The organism is uncultured Pigmentiphaga sp. (assembly GCF_937950555.1).
Lineage (GTDB): Bacteria > Pseudomonadota > Gammaproteobacteria > Burkholderiales > Burkholderiaceae_B > Pigmentiphaga.
This window is the reverse complement of record NZ_CALFCW010000019.1, coordinates 31,568-50,506: the sequence shown is the minus strand read 5'-3', so window position 1 is coordinate 50,506 and position 18,939 is coordinate 31,568. Positions and strand designations below refer to the sequence as shown.

The 18,939-nt window shown below is 64.0% G+C and carries 20 protein-coding genes; 12 read left to right on the top strand and 8 right to left on the bottom strand.

Annotated elements, in window-relative coordinates; genetic code table 11:
* Positions 1-47: 47 nt before the first annotated feature.
* The 4 genes from Q0319_RS03460 to Q0319_RS03445 all read right to left on the bottom strand — a co-directional run bounded on the left by Q0319_RS03460 (position 48) and on the right by Q0319_RS03445 (position 3,633).
* On the bottom strand, positions 48-1,184 hold the full coding sequence (locus Q0319_RS03460; RefSeq protein WP_296463156.1) for an LLM class flavin-dependent oxidoreductase: 1,137 nt from the start codon (positions 1,182-1,184) through the stop codon (positions 48-50).
* Positions 1,181-1,972: an alpha/beta hydrolase gene (locus Q0319_RS03455; protein ID WP_296463154.1), complete on the bottom strand. Its 792-nt coding sequence runs from the start codon at positions 1,970-1,972 to the stop codon at positions 1,181-1,183. The genes Q0319_RS03460 and Q0319_RS03455 overlap by 4 nt, the downstream gene beginning before the upstream one ends.
* A 38-nt stretch (positions 1,973-2,010) precedes the next feature.
* Positions 2,011-2,619 carry an NAD(P)H-dependent oxidoreductase gene (locus tag Q0319_RS03450; RefSeq protein ID WP_296463152.1) on the bottom strand — a complete coding sequence of 203 codons (609 nt, stop codon included), beginning with the start codon at positions 2,617-2,619 and terminating at the stop codon, positions 2,011-2,013.
* A 90-nt stretch (positions 2,620-2,709) separates the two neighbouring features.
* Positions 2,710-3,633: a LysR family transcriptional regulator gene (locus tag Q0319_RS03445; protein ID WP_296463150.1), complete on the bottom strand. Its 924-nt coding sequence runs from the start codon at positions 3,631-3,633 to the stop codon at positions 2,710-2,712.
* A gap of 180 nt (positions 3,634-3,813) precedes the next feature.
* On the opposite strand from Q0319_RS03445, the gene Q0319_RS03440 reads away from it, so the two are divergent.
* Entirely contained in the window at positions 3,814-4,809 is a 996-nt protein-coding gene (locus Q0319_RS03440) for a tripartite tricarboxylate transporter substrate binding protein (protein ID WP_299450919.1), read from the top strand.
* Positions 4,810-4,866: 57 nt separating this feature from the next.
* Here Q0319_RS03440 and Q0319_RS03435 read toward each other — a convergent pair whose 3' ends face one another.
* The 4 genes from Q0319_RS03435 to Q0319_RS03420 are packed head-to-tail and all read right to left on the bottom strand — an operon-like array spanning position 4,867 to position 8,205.
* Positions 4,867-5,295 carry a nuclear transport factor 2 family protein gene (locus Q0319_RS03435; RefSeq protein WP_296463146.1) on the bottom strand — a complete coding sequence of 143 codons (429 nt, stop codon included), beginning with the start codon at positions 5,293-5,295 and terminating at the stop codon, positions 4,867-4,869.
* 2 nt (positions 5,296-5,297) lie between these two features.
* Positions 5,298-6,074, bottom strand: coding sequence for a fumarylacetoacetate hydrolase family protein (locus tag Q0319_RS03430; RefSeq protein ID WP_299450916.1), 777 nt, complete (start codon positions 6,072-6,074; stop codon positions 5,298-5,300).
* Positions 6,075-6,101: 27 nt separating this feature from the next.
* A complete protein-coding gene (locus Q0319_RS03425; protein WP_299450913.1) occupies positions 6,102-7,280 on the bottom strand; it encodes an alpha-hydroxy acid oxidase in 1,179 nt (392 codons plus the stop codon).
* A 7-nt stretch (positions 7,281-7,287) separates the two neighbouring features.
* Positions 7,288-8,205 (bottom strand): TauD/TfdA family dioxygenase, encoded by a 918-nt coding sequence (locus Q0319_RS03420; RefSeq protein WP_299450911.1) that lies wholly within the window; start codon positions 8,203-8,205, stop codon positions 7,288-7,290.
* 219 nt (positions 8,206-8,424) lie between these two features.
* On the opposite strand from Q0319_RS03420, the gene Q0319_RS03415 reads away from it, so the two are divergent.
* The 11 genes from Q0319_RS03415 to Q0319_RS03365 all read left to right on the top strand — a co-directional run bounded on the left by Q0319_RS03415 (position 8,425) and on the right by Q0319_RS03365 (position 18,747).
* Positions 8,425-9,546 (top strand): cupin domain-containing protein, encoded by a 1,122-nt coding sequence (locus Q0319_RS03415; RefSeq protein ID WP_296463138.1) that lies wholly within the window; start codon positions 8,425-8,427, stop codon positions 9,544-9,546.
* Between the two features lie 107 nt (positions 9,547-9,653).
* On the top strand, positions 9,654-10,565 hold the full coding sequence (locus tag Q0319_RS03410) for a fumarylacetoacetate hydrolase family protein (protein ID WP_296463136.1): 912 nt from the start codon (positions 9,654-9,656) through the stop codon (positions 10,563-10,565).
* Positions 10,566-10,665: 100 nt separating this feature from the next.
* Positions 10,666-11,832 carry an ABC transporter substrate-binding protein gene (locus tag Q0319_RS03405; protein WP_296463134.1) on the top strand — a complete coding sequence of 389 codons (1,167 nt, stop codon included), beginning with the start codon at positions 10,666-10,668 and terminating at the stop codon, positions 11,830-11,832.
* Between the two features lie 2 nt (positions 11,833-11,834).
* Positions 11,835-12,740, top strand: a complete 906-nt coding sequence (locus Q0319_RS03400) for a branched-chain amino acid ABC transporter permease (RefSeq protein ID WP_296463191.1) — start codon at positions 11,835-11,837, stop codon at positions 12,738-12,740.
* 98 nt (positions 12,741-12,838) lie between these two features.
* A complete protein-coding gene (locus Q0319_RS03395; RefSeq protein WP_296463189.1) occupies positions 12,839-13,789 on the top strand; it encodes a branched-chain amino acid ABC transporter permease in 951 nt (316 codons plus the stop codon).
* Entirely contained in the window at positions 13,770-14,543 is a 774-nt protein-coding gene (locus Q0319_RS03390; protein WP_296463133.1) for an ABC transporter ATP-binding protein, read from the top strand. The genes Q0319_RS03395 and Q0319_RS03390 overlap by 20 nt, the downstream gene beginning before the upstream one ends.
* Positions 14,537-15,235 (top strand): ABC transporter ATP-binding protein, encoded by a 699-nt coding sequence (locus Q0319_RS03385; protein WP_296463131.1) that lies wholly within the window; start codon positions 14,537-14,539, stop codon positions 15,233-15,235. Before Q0319_RS03390 ends, Q0319_RS03385 begins: the two co-directional genes overlap by 7 nt.
* 17 nt (positions 15,236-15,252) lie before the next feature.
* The gene (locus Q0319_RS03380) at positions 15,253-16,281 is read left to right on the top strand and encodes a carbon-nitrogen hydrolase family protein (protein ID WP_299450905.1); all 1,029 of its coding nucleotides are present in this window, start codon (positions 15,253-15,255) and stop codon (positions 16,279-16,281) included.
* 4 nt (positions 16,282-16,285) lie between these two features.
* Positions 16,286-17,062: an Asp/Glu racemase gene (locus tag Q0319_RS03375; protein ID WP_299450901.1), complete on the top strand. Its 777-nt coding sequence runs from the start codon at positions 16,286-16,288 to the stop codon at positions 17,060-17,062.
* 43 nt (positions 17,063-17,105) lie between these two features.
* The gene (locus tag Q0319_RS03370) at positions 17,106-17,885 is read left to right on the top strand and encodes an FCD domain-containing protein (protein WP_296463124.1); all 780 of its coding nucleotides are present in this window, start codon (positions 17,106-17,108) and stop codon (positions 17,883-17,885) included.
* Positions 17,866-18,747, top strand: coding sequence for an alpha/beta hydrolase (locus Q0319_RS03365; protein ID WP_299450899.1), 882 nt, complete (start codon positions 17,866-17,868; stop codon positions 18,745-18,747). The genes Q0319_RS03370 and Q0319_RS03365 overlap by 20 nt, the downstream gene beginning before the upstream one ends.
* Positions 18,748-18,939 lie beyond the last annotated feature (192 nt).

Genomic DNA, 18,939 nt, shown 5'->3' with positions numbered 1-18,939 from the left:
GCCCTCGTGCAGGGGACGCGCCGCGGCGCAAGCGGACGTGAACGTGATCAGGCTGCGTCTCTGAAGTGGGGGATGACCTCCTCTGCGATGGCCTGCATGTTGGCGCGCACCATGTCGTCGGGCATGGTGCCGAACTGGGTCTTGGTCAGCGTCGTGCCAAAGCCCGCCAGTTCCTGGTACTCGGCCAGTTTCTCGCGTACGGTGGCCGGGCTGCCGATGATGACCAAGCCAGATTTCACCAGGTCTTCCGCCGACTGCGGCTTGGAACCCACTGCGCGCGTCGACTTGATGCGCTTCATGGCTTCGATGTTGGTGTAGCCCGGCGGCAGCAGCATTTCCATAGGCATCTTCAGCAGGCGCGTCATGAGTGCTTCCAGGTGCGGCTTGGCTTCGGCCATCGCGCGTGCATCGGTTTCGGCCACGTAGATGCAGTTCGACCACGCGAGTTGGTCCTGGCTTGCCTCATAGCCGGCCTTGCGCGCTTCCTCCCGGTACATGTCGAAGAATTTCTTGACCGTGAGGATGGGGCTCAGGGTCTGGCAATAGGTATACCGGCGTTCCGCGGCCCAGCGGATCGTGCTGCTCGATCCCTGCGAAGGCACCCAGATTGGCGGATGGGGGGCCTGGTAGGGCCGGGGCCACGGGTTCACGTACTGGAATTGGTAGTACTTGCCCGTGTAGGAGAACGGTCCAGGTTCGGTCCATCCCCGCACGATGAGGTCGTGTGCTTCGAGAAAGCGCGCCTGCGATTCGGCCGGGTTGATGCCCATCGCGTGGTATTCGGCGCCGATGCCGCGTACGAAACCCGCGATGAAGCGGCCCCGCGTCAGGTTGTCCAGGATGGCGAATTCTTCGGCCACCATCAGCGGATTGTTCAGTAGCGGCAATGCGCGGCCCAAGACGGCGATCTGCGCCCGTTTCACGCTGCGGGCCAGTGCGCCGGCCAGCACGCCCGGGATCGGCATCATGCCGTAGGCGGTTTGGTGGTGCTCGTTCAGGCACACCCCGTCGAAGCCGAGGCGATCCGCGAATTCCATCTGGTCCAGATACTCGTGGTAGAGCTCTGCACCCAGCTTCGGATCGTAGTGGCTATTAGAGAACGTCACCCACGCCGAACCGTTTTTCTGGATCGCTTCCAGGTCCGCATGGCGATAGGGCATCAGGTGGAAATTGAAGAACTTCATGCGGGGCTCCCGATCGAGGCGGTGAATCGTGTCAGCGCGGCCACGGTCTCGGCCGTGCGTTCGAGATGCGGTGCATGGCCGCACTCGCCGAGTTCGACCAGGTTGGCGCGGGCGATGCGGTCGCGCCAGGAGCGGCCGTATTCAGCGGGGAGGATGCGGTCATTCGCACCCCAAAGGACGAGCGTCGGAACGGTGATGCGGTGCAGCCATTTGGCGAGGTCCGGGTCGTGGCCACGGGGCTGCCACGTCAGGCGTGCCGTGATCTCCTTATTGCGCACGGCCAGGTCCAGCTCTTCTTCGGTCGGCTTGCGCTCCAGCACCTTCTCGGCCAGGGCCGGGTCGTGATAGGTGTCGCGCACCAGCTCTTCGTCCGTGCGCAGGAATACGTCGATCGTGGGCACGCCCGGCACGTGGATGCCCTGGGCCGAGATCAGGGTGAGCGAGGCCAGCGCATGGCCGTTGCGCACGGCCAGTTCCGCCGCGATCCAGCCGCCCAGGTCGTATCCGACCAAGTGCACCCCGCTCAGCTTCTGCTGGTCGAGGTAGTCGAGATAAAAGTTCGCGAGATCCCGGACGTTGTCCAGCCACGGGGGCACGGGGCTGCCGCCGTAGCCGGGGTGTTCGGGCGCATGGCAATCGTAGTGCGCGGCGAGCGCCTCGACCAAGGGCTGCGATTCGGCCAGCCCGGCCGGCCCGTGCAGGAACAATAGCGGCTGGCCTCGGCCGGCGCGCGAAATGCGCAGCGCAGTATCGCGCACGCGCAAGGTTGACGCGTCCATTGCGGTCATGGATGTCTCCTCGATGGAACGGTGTCGGCAGCGCCGCTTCAGGCGGCAGCGCGTACCGCGCTAGGGTTGCAAGCCTGGTGGGCGCGCATGCGATGGGCGAATTCGAAGACCTCACGGCCCAGCGTGCGCAGTTGTTCGTCAACGCGGGCGTCGATGCACCGACCGTCTGGCGCGAACGCCGGCTCGGTGCCGCCGATGCAGACGCCGAGGGGCGTGGGCCAGCCGCGCAGCGCATGTACGATGTCGCGCAGCGCGCCCAGCGTGGTGACGGCGCCTTGCCAGCCAGCCGCGTTCGCGATGCAACCCACGGCGCGCCCGCTCAGGTAGGGGCGGGCGTCGTTGCGCAGGTCTTCGACATAGTCCAGCGCGTTCTTGATGAGACCGGACAGGCTGCCGTGGTAGCCAGGCGAAGCGATGATGACACCGTCGGCGCGCCGCAGCTCGGCGACGAGGCGCAGTGCGGCCGGCGTGCGGCTCGGGTCGTGCGGTGCATACATCGGCAGGACCAGATCGTCGCCCGTGAGCAGGACGACTTGTGCGCCCGCTTCGGCGACCGCGTCGAGCGCATGGCGCAGGGCGCGTTCGGTGGACGAGTCGGGACGGGTGGTGCCGCCCAGGGCCACCACGCGTAGCGGGGAGGGGTTCATGCCTGTCTCCGTCGTTTAATACATAGCTAGCTATGTATTACGCTCTCCGGCGCGCGAAAAGTCAAGTGGCGCCAATGCAGCAGAACGGCGTCAGTCCGCCAGGCCCTTGCTCCATGACTTCGGGGTCTTGGCCCATTCCTTGAGGAATTCGAGGAAAACCTGGACCCGCATGGGCAGATTCTTGCGCGAAGAGTAAATGGCGTAGACGTCCAGGCCCGAAGGAACATAATCGGGAAGGACGACCTGCAGTTCGCCTCGTTCGATTTCTTCTGCCACCATGTAGTACGGATGCATGGAAATGCCCATGCCGGCCAGCGCCGCTTCCTTCAGCGCATCGCCGAAGTCCGAGCGCAGCGGGCCTTGGACGCGGACGGAGACCGGCCCTTCCGGCCCCTTGAAGTTCCAGGTGGCGGTAGGCGATTTGTTCCAGTTGACCAAGCATTTGCAATGCTGGAGATCGCTGGGATGTGCCAGCGGGCCGGTCTTGGCGAGATAGGCCGGGGAGGCGACCAGCGCTTGGGGGGCTTGGGCGAGCGGAATGGCGATGAAGCTCGCGTCCTTCAGGACGGGCACGATGATGATGCCCACGTCCAGGCCTTGCTCGACGAAGGTTTCCTGTTTACGGACCGTGAGCAGGCTGAGTGCGATCTGGACGTCAGGGTAGCGCTCGTGGAATTCATAGATGACGGGCAGCAGGCGCTGCGTGCCGAAGGCGGGAGGCACGCCCACCCTCACGACGCCGGAGACGTCGCGCGACAGATCGAGCACGGATTCGCGCAGGTCGTCGTAGCGCTTGAGGAGCTCCAGCCCGTTCTCCAGGACTTGCAGTCCCGCCGGCGTCAGTCCGAGCTGCTTCGTGGTGCGGTTGAGCAGCTTGACGCCCAGCGACCGTTCCAGCCACGCGACCTGTTTCGTGCAGGTGGCCCGGGATACGCCGAAATGTTGGGCGGCGCCGGCGAAGCTATTGCGCCGGGCCACTTCGACGAACATGCGTAGGCAGCTGAGTTGATCCAAGCCCGCGTCCTTGATCGTTTCTTCTTGGGAAATTTCAAATTTAGCACCGCTGCCTTGTTGATCAGCGCCTGCGCACGAATAATCCCCTCGTTCATTGTTTCGAAACCGACATCACCCCTATTCCGGCGCCATGCCGTTGCTGAGCACAGGGCGTCCGTCCTATATATCCGGAGACTCGTCATGTTCCAACCTCCCTCCTCCTTCGCCCGCCGTCGATTCGCCGCCCTGGCGTTCGCGTTCGCCGCGGCTGGAACCGTGGCCGCGCCCGCGGCCGCGCAGAATTTCCCGACCCATCCCCTGCGCATGGTCGTGGCCTATGCCCCGGGCGGCGCGACCGACATCGTTGGTCGCATGTTCGCCCAAGAAATGTCCGAAATCCTGGGGCAGTCCGTCGTGCTCGAGAACCGGGCCGGCGGCGGCACGTTGGTGGGCACCGAGTCGGTCCGGCGTTCCGCGCCGGACGGCTACACGCTGTTGTTCGGCACCAATGCCTTCGTGATCACGCCGTTGCTGCACGACACCAAGACTTACGACCCGGTGGCGGACTTCCAGCCCATCGGCCAGGCAACTGTGCAATCGCTGGGCATTCTCGTGACGCCCGGCCTCAAGCTTCGCACGGTCAAGGAGTTCATTGAGTACGCCAAGGCCAATCCGGGCAAGATCAATTTCGCCTCGTCGGGCAACGGCTCCGCCCAGCACTTGGCCGGCGAGGCCTTTGCCAAGGCCGCCGGAATCAAGATGGTGCATGTCCCGTACAAGGGCACGGGTCCCGCCATGGCGGACCTGCTGGCCGGGCGGGTCGACGTCATGTTCAGCTCGCTGGTCGGCAACATGGAACATGTTGCCGAAGGCAGGCTGGTGCTGATCGCGACGACGGGCTTGAGCCGTTCGCCCGCCACGCCCAATGTGCCGACCGTGGACGAAAGCGGGCTCAAGGGCTTCCAGGCCGAAACCTGGCAGGCTATCCTTGCTCCCGCCGGCACGCCTGGGCCGGTGGCCCAGCGCTTGAACGAAGCCTTGGTCAAGGCCGGCAAGTCGCCGAAGATCATCCAGACGCTGGCTGCGCAGGGAATGGAAGTGCGCACCACGTCCGCCGAGGAACTGCGTCAACTGCTCGTGCGCGACACTACGCAATACAAGGCGTTGCTGCAGCAGACCAAGAACACGCTGCAATAACGCAGGGGTGATTGCCAGAAACTCGTCTTGCCCGTGCGGCAAGACGAGTTTTTTTATTTAGTTTCCGAAGCGGCGCTGTCCACGCTTTTCTTCTACCAGCCAGCGTCCGTCTGCTGCCCGGGAGAGGCGTTCGCGATAAAACGTGATGGACAGGGGCGGTGGCAGGGGCACGGGGCCAGTCGGCGCGGCCGGCGCATCGACCCGATAGACCAGCGTCATGTAGCGCGCACAGGCACGGTCCGGCGCCTCGACGTCAATGACGAGGTTCTGCACCAGATGGGCCGTGGTGCGCCCGGCAGGGCGATCCGCCAATGCCTGGCGAACTTCGGCCGGCCCCTGCAGGGCCCGGCCCTGGCGATGCCAGACGCCTCGTTCGGCCATGCAGGCCGCGACGGCGTCGAAATCGCCGCCGTCCAGGGCGAGGTAGAAGCCGTGGATGGCTTGTTGGCAGCCGGTCACGGCGGCCCAGCGTTCGAGATCGGTCATGGTCATCCTTGGACGAAGGGGTTGCGCAGGGTACCCAGTCCCGTGATCTCGACCTCCACCACGTCGCCCGCCCGCAGGTCGGGCGATTGGCCGTCGGTGCCCATCCATACGACGTCCCCTGGGTAGAGCGTCAGGTACTTCGTCATGGCGCACAGGAAAGTCGGGATGTCGAAGATCATCGCGGCCGTCGCGAATTCCGTGGTGCACTTGCCGTTTACACGCACGCAAGTCCGGGCGGCACGCAGGTCGAACTCGGTTTCTATCCAGGGCCCCATGGGCTTGAACGTATCGGCATTCTTGGCGCGCCAGAACGTGCGGTCCGAGCGTTGCCAATTGCGTTCGCTCACGTCGTTGCCGATGGTGTAGCCCAGCACGCAGTCCATGGCATTGTCGGGCGTCAGGTGCCGGGCTTGTTTGCCGATCACGACTACCAGCTCGCCTTCATAGTGGATCGTCCGCGCGTCGGGCGGTATGACCACCTCGTGCCCGTGCGGTACCAATGCGTTATTGGCGCGGTAGCCGATGTCTGCCTGCTTGGGCAGCTGCGGTTCCTCGCCCCGCTTGCGGGCCGCCTCGATGGCATGCTCGGCGTAGTTGAGGCCGGCACAGTAGAAGGTGCGCGGGATGACCGGCACTTCCAGTCGCACGCTTTGGAAATCGACCCATTCGTCCGTGCGGACGTATCCGTCGAAGGGGGAGCCTTCGACCCGGTTGACCCGGTCGTCTTCGACGAGGCCGTAATGGGTGCCTTGGCTATCGGTGAATCTTATCCAGCGCATGGAGGGTTCTCTTGATGGGTTTTGTCGTTACGGCTGCGTCGAAAAGTGCGGCGGCGCCAACAGGCTCGCGTCGATATCCTCGATGCGCCGGGCCCCGCACAATCTCATGGCGCGCACCAGTTCCTCGGTCAGTATCTGCAAGGCCCGGTGCGCGCCGGCGTCACCGCCGGCCACCGCGCCGTATAGCGTGGCCCGGCCGACCAATACCCCCTCGGCACCCAGTGCCCGGGCCTTGAGAATGTCCACGCCGCGCCGCACGCCGCCGTCGAGCCACACCGGGATGCGGCCTGCCACTGCCCGGACGACGCCGGGCAGCGCATCGAGGGTGGCGCATGCGCCATCCAGCTGGCGCCCGCCATGGTTGGAGACCACCACGGCATCGGCGCCGAGCTGCACCAGCTTCTCGGCGTCGTCCGGCCGCAGCACGCCCTTGACGATGAGCTTGCGTGGCCATCGGTCGCGAACCTGGGCCAGGCGGTCCCAATCGAACGACGGGTCGTAGTTGCGGCCCACGGCCGAGGCCAGGCCAGCGACTGTCGTGACGTCGCGCTGCAGGCCGATCAGGTTCTTGTTCACCGGCATGCCGTGCCGCAGCAGCGAAAACGCCCAGCGAGGATGCATTGCAACGTCGCCGAAGCTGCGGTAGGTAAGCCGGAACGGCGTGCGGAATCCGTTGCGGACGTCGCGTTCGCGTTTGCCGCCAACGGGCAGGTCGACGGTGATGACCAGGGCTTCGTAATCGGCGGCGCGCGCCCGCTCGATCAGCGAATGGAAAAAGTCCTGGTTCTTCAGCACATAGGCCTGGAACCAGAGGCGGCCGGGCGCGATGCGCGCCACTTCTTCGATGGAAGCGGTGGCGCTGGTCGAGAGCGTATAGGGGATGCCGAACTGTGCCGCTGCCTTGGCAATGGCCAAGTCGCCGCCGTGCCGTCCGTAGCCTACGCCCCCGGTGGGCGCGATGGCCAGCGGAAAGCCGGCCGGCGCCCCCAAGGCGGTGCACCGGGTCTGGACCTCGGCGACGTTCACCAGGGTGCGCGGCAACAATCGCACGCGCTCGAAGGCACGGCGATTGTCGTTCAGGGTGAGCTCGTTCTCCGCGCCGCCGTCGAAGAAATCGAAGACCAGCCGGGGCAGGCGGCGGCGCGCCGCCTCGCGCAGGTCATCGATGGATTGGGCGCGGGCGATGTTCCGGTCGAAGAAACCCATGGCGCGCTCAGTGTTGGGCAGCGTCGCGCGCCGGTCGGAGTGCAGCCGGCAGGAATGACGGATCGAAAATGCGGTCAGCCAGCACCTGGCAGCGCTTGATCAGGCGATGTTCGTGCGGCAAGTAGTCGGGCCAGGCAGCGTGCAGCGTGCCGATGTGGTCCCACATCAATACATCGCCTTCGGTCCACTCGTGCGTGTATTGGTACTTGGGCTGCAACTGGTGGGCGAACAGCCGTTCGAGCACTTCGTCGCTTTGCTGCGCGTCGAGTTCGTTGATGCGGATGGCGTAGCCCGGATTGCAGTACAAGACCTTGCGGCCGGTAATGGGGTGGTCCAGGAACACCGGATGCGTGGAGGGCGGGCGCTTGGCGCGTTGCTCAGGGGTGAGGGGCGGCCGCGTGCTGCCCGGGCGCGAACGCATGTTCTCCCAGAACTTGTTGAAGTCGTGGGTGGCGGTGGCGTTGGCGAGCAGCTGCTTGAGGTCTTCGGGCAGGTCGTCGTAGGCGGCGTGCATGTTCGCGAAGCTAGTGGATCCCAGCGCGCGGCCGTCCCGGCGCGGCACCTTGATCGCGTACAAGACGTTCACGAAGCCGACGGTCGCGTTGTACGACATGTCGGTATGCCAGTCCTGCCCGGCGTCGGCAATGCCTATCGGTTTCCCGTTCTCGACGATATTGGAAAGAATGCTCACTTCAGGGATGCCCGGCTCGTTCGCATCCGAGACGGTGCGCTGGAGGCCGCCGAAACGCGCCGAGAAATCCCGCAAGTGCGCCGGCGTGATGGATTGCCGCGGGAAGCGCAGCACGCCGTGCCGGCCGAGCGCTTCCAGCAGCGCTGCGAAGTCTTCATCGGACAACGGGCGGGAGAGGTCCAGCCCGAGTACGTCTGCGCCAAGTATTTTTCCGGTGGGAACGATATCCAGCATGATGATTCCTGTCTGCCTGTTCGATGGCGAAATGGTAGGCAGCGGCGGGCCATTTGGACATCCTCGGGGCGCAAACTTGTTATTTCCCGATGAGAAACAACTGAATGGGGAAGCGAGCATGGCCCCTGGTAAACCCTAGGTCAAAACTGCTTGTGGACGATCCGGGCCGGCGATAGTATTTCGAAAAGATAATATGTTTTATAAAAGATGGAGTGGAGCATGGCCCGCTACGATGCCTATCGAGAAGAGGTGCTCGGCCGAGCGAATGTGAGCGACACGCCGGAGCTGGTGTCGTACTACGAGGAACTGGCCAAGTTCGAAACCGGCGCGCTTTGGACGGTCGCGAACAAAATCGAGCCGTGGCAGCCGCAATCGGATTCGGTGCCGGTGCTCTGGCGATATAAAGACCTGAGGGAGCACGTCCTGCGTTCGGTGGACCTCGTCAAGCCCGAGCAGGCCGGGCGGCGCGTGATCTACTTGAATAATCCGGGACGCCGCGAAGTGTCGGCGGCGGTCGGCTGGCTCTATTCTGGCCTGCAGGTCATGCATCCCGGGGAGGTCGCGACGGCGCATCGCCATTCCTCCAGTGCCCTGCGGTTCATCATGGAAGGCCGCGGCGCCTACACCATCGTCGATGGCCACAAGATGACCCTGGGCGCCAACGATTTCGTATTGACGCCTAACGGCACCTGGCATGAACACGGGGTCAGCGAAGACGGTACGCCCTGCATCTGGCAAGACGGCCTGGACATTCCCCTCGTCAATGCCCTGGAGGCGGGCTTTTACGCCGTCCATCCCGATCTGCACCAGGCCGTGACTTTCCCGGTGAACGATTCCACGGCGTCGTGGGGCGGTGCCGGGCTCCGTCCCTATGGCGACAGCTGGAGCAAGCCGTATTCGCCGCTGTTCAAGTACGAGTGGGAGCCTACCTACGAGGCCTTGCGCCGCTACGCGGCCACCACGGCAGGCAGCCCGTACGACGGGGTGATCATGAACTACGTGAATCCCGCCACGGGCGGACCGGTCATGTCCACCATCGGCGCCAGCATGCAAATGTTGCGGCCGGGCGAGAAAACCAAGGCTCATCGCCATACCGGCAGCTTCATCTACCAGGTTGCCAAGGGCAAGGGGTACTCCGTCATCAACGGGCGGCGCTTCGACTGGGAAGAGCGGGACATCTTCTGCGTGCCCTCCTGGGCCTTCCATGAGCATGCCAATGCGTCCGAAAGCGAGGATGCGTGCCTGTTCTGTTTCAACGATTTGCCGGTCATGCACGCGCTCCGGCTTTATTGGGAAGAGGCCCTGGTCGACAACGACGGCCATCAACCGATAGTCGCCTAGTCTTTCCTCGCGGGCGCGGCCCGCTTTCTTTCAACCGCTTGTCGTATATCGCGGGCTTCGGTCCGCAGGGATTCTTGTCGCCTCGTGCGACCTACGGAGTAGAAAAAATGCGTCTTGTGACTTATCGCACCGCCGTTGCCGAAGCAGCCAAATTAGGTGCCGTGGTGGGCGATCGCGTGATCGACCTGGAACGCTTGGGTTCGGCAGCCGGCGTGCCGCTGCCTGGCGACATGCTGGCCTTCATCGATCTCGGGCCCGATGCGGTGAATGCGGCCACCGGGCTGTTGAAGTCGTACGAGGGCAAGTGGCCGGTCGGGACCTCGATCCCGCTCGAAAACGTTCGCCTGCTGGCGCCGATTCCGCGTCCCCGCAAGAACATATTCGGCATCGGCCTCAATTACGTCGAGCACGTGGAAGAGTCCAGCCGTTCGCTCGACACCTCAAAAGATCTTCCCACCAAGCCGGTCATTTTTTCCAAGCCGCCCACCAGCGTGATCGGGCCGGGCGAGGCCATCGAGCACAACGCCAAGATCACCCAGCAATTGGATTGGGAGGTCGAGCTCGCCGTGATCATGGGCCGGCGCGCGCAGCGCGTGGCTGAGGCGGACGCACTCAATTACGTCTTTGGCTATAGCGTCATGATTGACATCAGTGCGCGCGACTGCCGACGCGCCGGGCAGTGGATCTATTCGAAAGGGCAGGACACCTACGGACCATTCGGCCCCTGCATCGTCACAGCCGACGAAATTCCCGATCCGCACGTCCTCGACCTCTCGCTCACGGTCAATGGCGTGACCAAGCAGAGCTCGAACACTCGCCACATGCTGTTCAAGGTGCCGCATCTCATCGCGGATATCAGCGCGGCGATGACACTCGAAGCCGGCGACATCATTGCGACGGGTACGCCCGAGGGAGTGGGCGCCGGCCGCAACCCGCAAGAGTGGCTGTGGCCGGGCGACGTAGTCGAGGCCACGGTGGAGAAGATCGGCACCCTGCGTCATCCGGTGGTAGCCGTCTAGCCGGGCTTTCACGCCGGGCCGGCGCGTACTGCATGTCGGCTCGATTCCGCCTCGTTGCGGGCTTTCCAGTAGTTGCGGTACATCCTTGGGGAACGACCATATGATCTCGACTAGGATCCGGGGCGTGCTCTGCGCGCTTCTCGTTGCAGGTACCGGCGTCGCTCAGGCTCAAGCGCCGGTCAAGATAGGATTCATCACGACCCTCTCTACGCCAGCAGGCTATATCGGGGAGGACGAACGCGACGGCTTTAGCCTCGCGATCAGGCAAGGCGGCGGTAAGTTGGGCGGCGTGCCCGTGGAGCTGGTGATCGAGGACGACGCTCTCAAGCCTGCCAATGCGAAGCAGGCCGCGGACCGCATGTTGCAATCGGGAATCAAGCTCTTTACGGGCGTGAACTTCTCGAACGTGCTGGCCGCCGTGGCGCCGGGCGTGTTGCGCGAAGGCGCTTTCTACGTGAGCTTGAATCCCGGGCCGTCTACGTTTGCCGGGGAAAAATGCGACAAGAATTACTTCGTCGCGTCTTACCAGAACGATGCATATCACTCCGCCGGCGGCCATGCCGCGAACGAGCTCGGGTACAAGCGCGTCGTCCTGCTGGCGCCCAATTACCAGGCGGGGCGCGATGCCATGGCCGGATTCAAGCGCACCTACAAGGGCGAAGTCATCGCCGAAATCTATACCAAGCTCGACCAATCGGATTTCTCGGTGGAGATGGCACGCGTCCGCTCACTCGCGCCGGATGCCGTCTACCAGTTCCACCCGGGCGGTTCGGGCATCAATTTCGCGAAGCAGTACGCCAACTCGGGGCTGAACAAGGTCGTTCCGATGCTGATGCCTGCCTTCTCCATGGATGGACGCATGCTGGCGGCAACCGGCCCCTCCGCTGAAGGCTTTTACATCGTGGGCATGTGGTCGACCGAAATGGACAATCTGCAGAGCCGCGCCTTCGTAAAAGCGTTTACCGAGACCTTCGGCCGCAAGCCCACCGACTATGCGATGCAGGCGTACGACACAGCCTTGCTGATTGCTTCGGCATTGAAGGCAGTCGGCGGTGACCTGTCCCAGGGGGAAGCATTCCGCGCTGCGATGCTCAAGGCGGAGTTCCCGACGCTGCGAGGCAAGTTCCGCTTCAACCACAACCAACATCCGATCCAGGACTACTACCTCATGCGGGTCGAGCGCAGCGGCAATGAGTTCGTGCCCAAGGTCGTCCGCAAGGTGGTGAGCGACGACAAAGACGCTTACGCCGATCAGTGCAAGCTCTGATCATGGCGCTGCTCATCGAACAGCTGCTTAACGGCCTGCAGTACGGCGCCATGCTTTTCATGCTGGCGTCGGGGCTGACCCTCATCTTTGGCATCATGGGGGTCATCAACCTCACGCATGGGTCGTTCTACATGGTGGGGGCCTACTGCGGCGCTTTCGCGCTCGGCCAGACCAACTCGTTCGGGGCCGCCGCTGCGGCTGCGTTGGCCGGCGCGGCGCTCTACGGACTGTTGGTCGAATTCGCCGTGATCCGGCGTCTCTACCAGCGAGATCACCTATACCAGGTGCTCGCGACGTTCGGCCTCATTCTGTTCACCAACGAAGCGGTCAGCATGGTGTTCGGGCGGCAGCCCCCGATGGTGGAGATCCCTGCCTTTCTCCAAGGAACCGTGACGCTCGGGCCAGGATTCGAGTATCCGATCATGCGCCTGGCATTCATCGCGGTTGGCGCGCTCGTGGCGCTCGGGCTGTGGTTTCTCATCAATCGGACCCGGGTCGGCATGCTGGTGCGCGCGGGAGCGGACGATCGCGAGATGGTGGCTGCACTCGGCGTCGACATCCAGCGGCTTTACACCGTGGTGTTCAGCCTCGGGGCGCTGCTTTGCGGCCTGGCGGGCGTCATGGCAGCGCCGCTCCTGGCGGTGGAGATAGGCATGGGCGAGCGCGTGCTGATCACGACCTTCGTGGTGATCGTGATCGGTGGCGTCGGTTCAGTGCGTGGTGCGCTGGCGGGCGCGCTGCTGGTGGGGATGGTAGACAGCCTGGGACGAGCTTATTTTCCGCAAATCCTGCAAGCCATGCTGCCGCCGGAAGTTGCCGACATGCTGGCGGCAGGATTGGTGTCTGCCAGCGTCTATGTGCTGATGGCGATGGTCCTGATTTTTCGGCCGAGGGGGCTCTTGGGATGAATCGAACGATCGATATCGCAACGCCGGACTCGGGCGGTTCCGGACCCGGTTTGGAGAGGGTGTTCACGCAGTGGAGCCGCCGTACGCTGTTCGGCTGGATGGGCTTGTTCCTCCTGGCCTTGGTGCCGGTGGCCTCCCATGTCACGGACACGCCTTACCTAGTCAGCGCCATGACCCGGTTCGTCATATACGGCCTGGCAGCAGTGAGCCTGGATTTGGTGCTGGGCTATGGCGCCTTGGTCAGTTTCGGGCATGCCATGTTCTTTGGCCTGGGCGGCTACGTGGTAGCCATTGTCACTTTCCACGCGGTGGAGGCGGGTCCGCTGTTCGGCTGGCCGGGCACAACCTCGGCCTTGGTGCTGTGGCCGCTTGCGCTGGCGTGCTGCGCCTTGCTGGGGGTGGTCGTGGGATACCTGGCTCTTCGCACCAGCGGCGTGCAGTTCATCATGATCACCTTGGCTTTTAGCCAGATGGTGTACTTCATACTTGTCTCGTTGCAGGTATATGGCGGGGACGATGGCCTGATGCTGTCTCGGCGAAGCGAGCTGCCCGGCATAGACCTGAATGAGCCGGTCAGTTTTTATTACCTATGCCTCGTGCTGTTGGCAGCATGGACGTTCTTTTGCATCAGGCTGGTCGACTCGCGTTTCGGCATGGTGCTCCAGGCCTTGCGCCAAAGCGAGCGCCGCGCGGTAAACCTCGGGGCCGCCCCCATTCCCTATCGGCTCACCGCGTTTGTGATCTCAGCCGTGGGTACTGGCATGGCTGGCATTTTGTGGGCCAATTACGCCGAACTGGTCACTCCCGACATGGCATCGTGGACCAAATCGGGCGAGTTAATGGCCATCGTCATCCTTGGAGGAGTGGGCACGCTGCTTGGGCCCATCGCCGGCGCAGCGGTATTCCTCGGTCTAGAGCAGGCGCTGTCGGCCTGGACCGAACACTGGATGTTCATTATGGGGCCGGTCCTGGTGCTGGTGGTGCTCGCCGGCAGGAACGGCCTGTTTGGTCAATGGCTGAGAAAGCGCAATGGGCAAGCAAGACAATAGCGCGGGCGAAATCCTGCTCGACGTGCGAGGGTTGCGTAAATCGTTCGGCGCAGTGGCCGCTACCCAGGACGTACACCTGGATGTCCGCGCAGGCGAGATCCATGCCCTGATCGGGCCCAACGGAGCCGGCAAATCGACGTTGATTGCGCAAATTTGCGGAGAGATCCGTCCTGATGCCGGGGAGATTCGCCTCGCCGGACGCAGCGTGACCGCAATGCAGCCGTACGAGCGCGCCAGGCTAGGGCTCGGCCGCTCGTTCCAGATCACACAACTTTGCCAGGAATACACCGCACTCGAGAACGTGATGCTGTCCCTCACGGTCGGGCCGCGCACGATTTTTTCCGTCTGGTCCGACCCTCGGCGCGATGCGGGGCTGATCGAGCGCGCGCTCGGCTGGCTGGACGAGGTCGGGTTGGCACATCGCGCAGACGTTCCCGTAGCCGACTTGGCGCATGGAGAGCGGCGGCAGCTGGAGCTGGCCGTTGCGCTCGCGCGCGAGCCACGCCTGCTGTTGCTGGACGAACCCATGGCAGGAATGGGGCCCGAGGAGTCGGCGCGGATGACACGCCTCCTGGCGAGCATGCGTGAACGTTACGGGATCTTGCTCGTGGAGCACGATATGGACGCCGTATTTGCGCTGGCGGACCGGATTAGCGTGCTGGTCTACGGCAAGCTCATTTTCACGGGGACGTGCGAGGAAGTGCGCAGGCATCCAGAAGTGCGCAGCGCTTATCTGGGGGACACAGTATGTTGAGCGCGGAAGACGTGCGGGCGGGATACGGGTCGAGCGAGGTGCTGTTCGGCATGTCGTTCGAGGCGGCCCGAGGAGAAGTCGTGTCGCTCATTGGCCGCAACGGCATGGGCAAGACCACCACCGTTCGCACGCTGATGGGCATGCTACCGGTGCGTGCCGGCAACATCGTGATCGACGGGCAGCCGGTGGTCAACCGGCCACCCCATGCCGTGGCGCGGCTGGGGGTCGGTCTGGTGCCGGAGGGGAGGCGCGTGTTCGGGTCGCTGACAGTCGAAGAAAACCTGGTGGCTACGCGCCGCGCCGGACGAGGCAAGGTCGAATGGGATCTTCCGCGCATTTACCAGCTTTTCCCGCGGTTGGGCGAGCGGCGGCGGCAGTCGTCGCGCACGTTGTCGGGCGGCGAGCAGCAAATGCTGGCCATAGGCCGGGCGCTGATGACTAATCCGCTCTTGCTCGTGCTCGATGAGGCCACCGAGGGCCTGGCGCCCATTATCCGGCAAGAGATCTGGCGCTGCTTGGCTGTGCTCAAGCGAGAAGGTCTCACCATTGTCGTGATCGACAAAAACCTGGCCGAGATGCAGGATCTGGTAGACCGGCATCACATCGTCGAGAAAGGCAAGGTAGTGTGGGCCGGCAGCCCCGGCGAACTGTCTGCCCAGCCCGAACTGGCTCAACGCTATCTCGGCCTTTGATTTCACAAGGACTGAACATGCTGACGCTCCCCCGCTTCAAGGCCGCCGCGGTGCAGGCCGCCCCGGTTTACCTGGACACCGACGCCACCGTCGAGAAAGTCTGCGCGCTTATCGAGGAGGCGGCAGGCAACGGCGCCTCGCTCGTCGCTTTCCCTGAAGTATTCGTGGCGGGTTATCCGTACTGGAACTGGATCATGACGCCTATCGAGGGCAGCCCATGGTTCGAGAAACTGTGCCGCTGCGCAATCGAGGTTCCCGGCCCGGAGATCCGCCGCATCGCCGCCGCCGCCCAGGCATGCGGGGTGCACGTGGTGATCGGCGTGAACGAGCGCGCAACACACGGGGTCGCCACGATCTACAACACGCTGGTGACGATAGGCCCCGACGGCAAATTGCTGGGCCGCCACCGCAAGCTGGTTCCCACCTGGGCCGAAAAGTTGACGTGGGCAAATGGCGACGGATCGTCGCTGCGCGTGCACGATACCGCCATTGGCAAGCTGGGGGCGCTCGCATGCGGCGAGAACACCAATACCCTCGCGCGTTTCGCGCTCCTCGCCCAGGGCGAGCTGGTGCACGTTGCGAGTTACATCTCCCTGCCGGTTGCCCCCGCCGACTACGACATGGCCGAAGCCATCAAGGTGCGCGCCGCGGCCCACAGCTTCGAAGGCAAGGTCTTCACCATCGTGTCGTGCTCGACCATTTCCGAGGAAATCGTCGAGGCAATGGCGGCTACCCATCCTCACACCCGCGATTTGCTGCGTCGTTCCAATAGCGCGTTCTCAGGCGTGCTCGGCCCGGACGGGCGCGTGATCGGCGAGCCGCTGATTGACCGCGAGGGCATCGTCTATGCCGATATCGATCTTGCCCGCTGCATCCAGCCCCGCCAGATGCACGACATCATTGGCCACTACAACCGCTTCGATGTGTTTGACCTGCGCGTGAATCGCCGCTCGCAGCAGCCGGCGCAATTCTTGGACGACGACGCGTCGCGCGATGAGTTCCCGGAGGCGCCCGCGGTGCCTCATCCGACATCTACCGAGGTATGAATCCATGATTCCCGTGCCAAGCCGCGCCCCCGGCGCGCCCATCAAGATTGGCCAGATCGTTCCGTCGTCCAATACGACGATGGAAACCGAGATTCCGGCCATGTTCCGCATGCGCGAGGCCGTGGCACCCGAGCGCTTCACCTTCCACTCCAGCCGCATGCGCATGAAGAAAGTGGTCAAGGAGGAACTCGAAGCCATGGATCGCGACAGCGACCGCTGTGCGATCGAGCTGTCCGATGCGCGCGTGGATGTGCTGGGTTACGCCTGCCTGGTGGCCATCATGAGCATGGGCAAGGGCTATCACCGCGTGTCCGAGGCGCGCCTGCACCAGCGCACCGCCGAGAACGGTGCCCCTGCGCCCGTGGTCACCAGCGCAGGCGCCCTGGTCGAGGGGTTGCATGCCTTGGGCGCCAAGCGGGTGTCGGTGGTCTGCCCATACATGAAGCCGCTGACGCGCCTCGTCGTGGAATACATCGAAAACGAAGGCATCGAAGTCAAGGACTACGTCGCGCTCGAGATCCCGGATAACCTGCAGGTGGCGGCGCAAGACCCGGCGCGCCTGCTCGAGATCTACAAGCGCCTCGATCGCGGCAACATTGACGCCCTGGTGCTGTCGGCCTGCGTCCAGATGCAATCCCTGCCGTCCATCCAGGCAGTACAGGATGAATCGGGCATTCCCACGGTTTCCGCCGCGGTGGCGACTTCCTGGCAAATGATGCGAAAACTGGGCCTGTCCACCAACGTTCCGGGTTGCGGCGAATTATTATCTGGGAAGTATTGATTCACCGCTCCCCAAGGGGCGGAGCTTGCCCAGGAGACGATGCTTGAAACCAAGAGTCAAGGCCACCCGGCAGAGCCCCGAACGGTCTTACGATGCCCTCGGCGGCGGGGTCGAGGAGATCACCTTGGCCGAACAGGTCTATCGCGCGCTTCGGCGCGATTTGATCTCCGGAGAAATCGAGCCAGGACAGTCGTTGCGCCTGGAATTCCTCAAACAGCGCTACGGCATTAGTTTTTCGCCCATACGCGAGGCCCTGAACCGCTTGCAGAGCGAACGCATGGTGGTCTCTACCGCCTCGCGCGGCTTCCGGGTCGCGCCGTTCTCGCGCGAAGAGATGTGGGATGCCGCCGAGACCCGCATCCTCATCGATTGCGAGGCCATGCGCCGTTCGCTCAAGAACGGCGACGATGCCTGGGAGACCCGGTTGGTGGCTGCTTATCACGCGTTGAACCTGGCGGCCAAGCGCGTGCAGGGCATGCCCGAGCCGGACGCCGAGGCGAGCGAGCTCCTAGAGCAGCGTCACCTCGACTTCCATCAGGCCCTGATCGGGGCATGTGGGTCGCGCTGGCTGACGGAGCTGTCGATGCAAATGTATACGCAGACCGAGCGGTATCGCCGCCCCACGCTGCGTGGCCGCTCCGGATGGGGCGACATCGATCGCGACGTGGGCCGTGAGCACCAAGAGTTGATGGACGCGGCGCTCGCTCGCGACAGCGAGCGAGCAGTGCGTTTGCTGGCGGAACACTATCGGACTACGGTAGCGCTGATCGAACGCTTCGCTTCTTTCAATGACGAGCCCTCGCATGAACCCCAGGATGCCTGACCTGCTGTTTTCCGATCTTGCCGAGCGCGCGGTCCAATACAACGCGCGCGCCTCCGTACCCGATTTCGACGCCTGTGTGCGCGAGTATGCCGAACTGGCCGCGGTGGCCCGCAGTCGCTGCGCTGCTGTGCTCGATCTCTACTACGGCATGGGCGCGGCCGAGCGGCTAGACATTTTCCTGCCGCGGGCCGATTGCCGGCCGGCGCCGGTCTTCGTTTTCATCCACGGGGGTTATTGGCGTTCGCAGACCAAGGAAGACGCCCCGATCATGGCGCCGGTGTTCAACGCCGCGGGCGTGGCGGTGGTGCCGGTGGAATACACCCTGTTGCCCGAGGGCACCTTGGGCGAAACGGTGCGCGAGGTCCGGTCTGCCATCGCCTGGATCTACCATCATGCCGAACAGTACGGCCTTGACCGGAACCGCATTTACGTGGGTGGGAGCTCGGCGGGCGGCCACTTGGCGGGGATGCTGGCCGCTGCCGGGTGGCAAGACAGGTACCGCGTGCCGGATGACGTCATCAAGGGCGTGGTGGCCTTGAGCGGCCTGTACGACATACGGCCCCTATGCGACATCAACGTCAACGAGTGGCTCCGGCTGTATCCCGACCAGGCCGAGCGGCTGAGCCCGCTCTTTCACCTGCCGCGGCCCGGGCTGCCCATGATCGTCTCGGTCGGGGGCCTGGAGACGCAAGGGTTCAAGAACCAGACCGCCGCCTACGAGGCCGCGTGCCGCGAGGCGGGCCTGGACGTCCGGCGGGTCGATGCCCCGCACTGCAATCACTTCAACCTGCTTTGCGAATTGGCCAAGGCCGACAGCCCGCTCACGCAGGCGACGCTGAAGATGATCGGGGTTTCCCGGTAATAGGCCTCGAGCGGCTTTTCGCCCCGACTGGCCTCTGGGCGTGCCGGCACGCGGGTGTCGCCCAGAGGTTTTCGCTCTCCGAAAACTATCCAAAAATGACTTGAGCGGGCCTCGGCGGCCGGAGCATGCTCGCTTCTTCGTTGGGGCCCGGCACACGACCGGGGAGGAAGGGTCGCGCGTGGGGCCGTGCGT